This window comes from Asticcacaulis sp., from assembly GCF_027484505.1.
In the GTDB taxonomy this organism is placed as follows: domain Bacteria; phylum Pseudomonadota; class Alphaproteobacteria; order Caulobacterales; family Caulobacteraceae; genus Asticcacaulis.
Genome location: NZ_JAIXSV010000326.1, coordinates 1 through 2,626 on the forward strand (window position 1 = coordinate 1; position 2,626 = coordinate 2,626).

Below are 2,626 nucleotides of genomic sequence, written 5' to 3' on the forward strand. Positions count from 1 at the left end.
CTGTCGGCAAAGCGGCCGTGGCGGCGGTCATAAAGCCGGATGTAATTGTGCCGGGGCGCGAAGCGGTGGGGCCGCTTCTGATGGGGCAGGGCCATGACGGTCCGGATGCGGTAACCTTGCTGCGCCGGCGTGCCGCCCCCCGCGAACAGGGCACGGACGGCGTCCTCCAGCTCCGGCACCGGCACCTCATCCGCGTCCAGGTTCAACAGCCAGTCATGACGGCACTGTTCCTCGGCAAAGCGCTTCTGCGGGCCATAGCCGGGCCAGTCGTTGTGGATCACCGTGGCCCCCAGCGACCGGGCCAGATCCTGCGTCCCGTCACTGCTGCCGCTATCCACCACCAGCACCTCATCCACCCAGTCGCGGACAGCCAGGATGACCGGGCCGATACGGTCGGCCTCGTTAAGCGCGATGATGAAGACGGAGAGGGGGAGGGTGTGGGGCATGGGGGGAGGTATAGCAGGTTTGTGTTGGGGTGCTGTTGGTCTGTTATGAGGCGATTTAGTTGCAAGAGCCCGGCAACGGCCAAAATGCATAGATATTCCCTGGGCAGGCTGACCTTGAGTGATGTAACTTCGAGACAATGATTTACCGTTGTGAAAGTGACGCCGGGACACGACATGAGTGAGGCGCTGGTCAACCCCGAGAATCTACGCTGGGCAAGGGAAAGAGCCGGCTTGCCCTTGGAAGCGCTCGCGAAGAAAATGGTGACCAAGCCTGAGACTGTGCTGGCTTGGGAGGAAGGTTCAGAGAGGCTCACTTTCCGACAAGCGGAGCAATACGCCAATGCGGTTCATGTTCCCTTCGGCTACTTGTTTCTACCAGTTCCACCGGAAGAGGTCTTACCCATTCCTGACCTACGTACACTAGGAGATGGGCCGCGACCGCGCTTCAGCCTCGACTTCATGGACTTGTTGCGTGACGTGCTGCAGAAGCAAGCATGGTATCGAGAACATTTGATCGAAATTGGTGCTGGTCGAAAAGTGTTCGTTAGTCGGTTCGGCATGAACTCGCCAACGGAGGTCGTGGCTGCAGATATCCGGAACACCTTGCGAATAGCGCCCGCCCAGCGCTCTACGCAGACGCCGGAGGAATATGTCACCGAACTGTCCGAGGCCAGTGAGGCTGCGGGTATCTGGGTGATGCGAACCGGATACGTCGGGGCGAACACTCATCGAACTTTTTCCGTTGAAGAATTTCGCGGTTTTGCCATCGTGGATGATTATGCGCCTTTGGTTCTCATCAATGGCCGTGACGCCAAGGCTGCCCAGGTCTTCACATTGGCGCACGAGTTGGCTCATATCTGGGTGGGTCAGAGCGGTGTCTCCAATCCTGGTCTTAATACTCCGCAATCGTTCGACATCGAACGGTTCTGCAATGCCATCGCAGCCGAGGTTTTGGTGCCCACTGGGGAGATGATACCGATTTGGATTCAGACTGAACCCGTCGAAAGCAATGCTTCCCGTTTGTCGCGCATCTTCAAGGTCAGTCGGATTGTTGTTGCGCGCCGTGCACTTGATTTGAGCTTGATTACAAGCGAAAGTTTTTTCGCATTTTACCAAATGGAAGTGCGCCGTTGGCAGAGCATGAAGCAAAGTGGCGGAGGTGATTACTATCTGAACATGCCGGTCAAAAACGGGAAGCAATTTACGAAAGCAGTCATCAACAGTGCAATGAGCGGCAATCTCCTTATGCGCGAGGCCGGAGCGTTGCTGCACATGAAGCCGGCTCAGGTTAAAGATCTCTATCGTCGGCAGATAGGGGAGGCCAGTTAACGATGTTCCTGACCGACGCGAATGTATTTATCGAGGCCAAGAACCGTTATTACGACTTCGATATCTGTCCAGGCTTCTGGGACTGGATGGGTACGCAGATGCCAGCGCATAAGGTCTGCAGCATCATGCCTGTATATGATGAATTGGCCGGCGGTGGTGACAGTCTTGCCCAGTGGATCAAGGACCGAAGAAATGATGGCCGCTTCCTGAAAGTGGATGACATGTCTGCGCAGACGCTGTTCGCGAGAGTGGCCGCGACAGTTCAGGCAGGCGCATACAGGCTTGAGGCCAAGGCGCAATTCCTTGCTGGTGCTGATCCGTGGTTGGTGGCTAAAGCCGGTGTGACGGGGGCTACCGTCGTGACGCAGGAAAAGTTTCAAGCCGGTGCGTTACGACGGGTACCGTTGCCGAACATTTGCCAAGCATTCCGGGTCCCCTTTATCGATACCTTCGAATTGTTGAAGTTGGGTGCCGCCAAATTCAAAATCACCCTATGATGAGGATTGAGTCGCTCGCTGTCGCTCCGGTAGATCACTATATGGGGCGCAAAGCAGCTGTCAGTCTCGACACACACAACAAATAAGCCCGGCAGATCACTCCGCCGGGCTTATTTCATCACCCTCGCCGCCGGGTCACCCCGGCGGCGAGGGTAGCAATAGACGTCACTCCGCCGCCGCCGGAACCGCCAAATTGCGCAGCACGTACTGCAAAATGCCGCCATTCTTGAAATAGTCGACCTCGTCCAGCGTATCGATACGGCAGAACAGGTTGACGACTTCCTGGGTCCCGTCGGCGCGGGTGATGGTCAGCTTCAGGTCCATGTGCGGCTTCAGGCCGGCTTCCACGCCTTC

4 protein-coding genes are annotated in these 2,626 nt (G+C 57.0%); 2 read left to right on the forward strand and 2 right to left on the reverse strand.

The annotated features are described in order from the left end of the window. The coding region (locus Q0072_RS18990) for a glycosyltransferase family 2 protein (RefSeq protein ID WP_298333112.1) at nucleotides 1-446 on the reverse strand (446 nt) is incomplete at its 3' end. A 174-nt stretch (nucleotides 447-620) separates the two neighbouring features. On the opposite strand from Q0072_RS18990, the gene Q0072_RS18995 reads away from it, so the two are divergent. Further along, nucleotides 621-1,775, forward strand: coding sequence for an XRE family transcriptional regulator (locus Q0072_RS18995; RefSeq protein WP_298333113.1), 1,155 nt, complete (start codon nucleotides 621-623; stop codon nucleotides 1,773-1,775). A 2-nt stretch (nucleotides 1,776-1,777) separates the two neighbouring features. Beyond that, on the forward strand, nucleotides 1,778-2,272 hold the full coding sequence (locus tag Q0072_RS19000) for a DUF4411 family protein (RefSeq protein ID WP_298333114.1): 495 nt from the start codon (nucleotides 1,778-1,780) through the stop codon (nucleotides 2,270-2,272). 165 nt (nucleotides 2,273-2,437) lie between these two features. Here the strand turns inward: Q0072_RS19000 and Q0072_RS19005 are convergent. Further along, a partial coding sequence (locus Q0072_RS19005) for a hypothetical protein (RefSeq protein WP_298333115.1) occupies nucleotides 2,438-2,626 on the reverse strand: 189 nt, incomplete at its 5' end.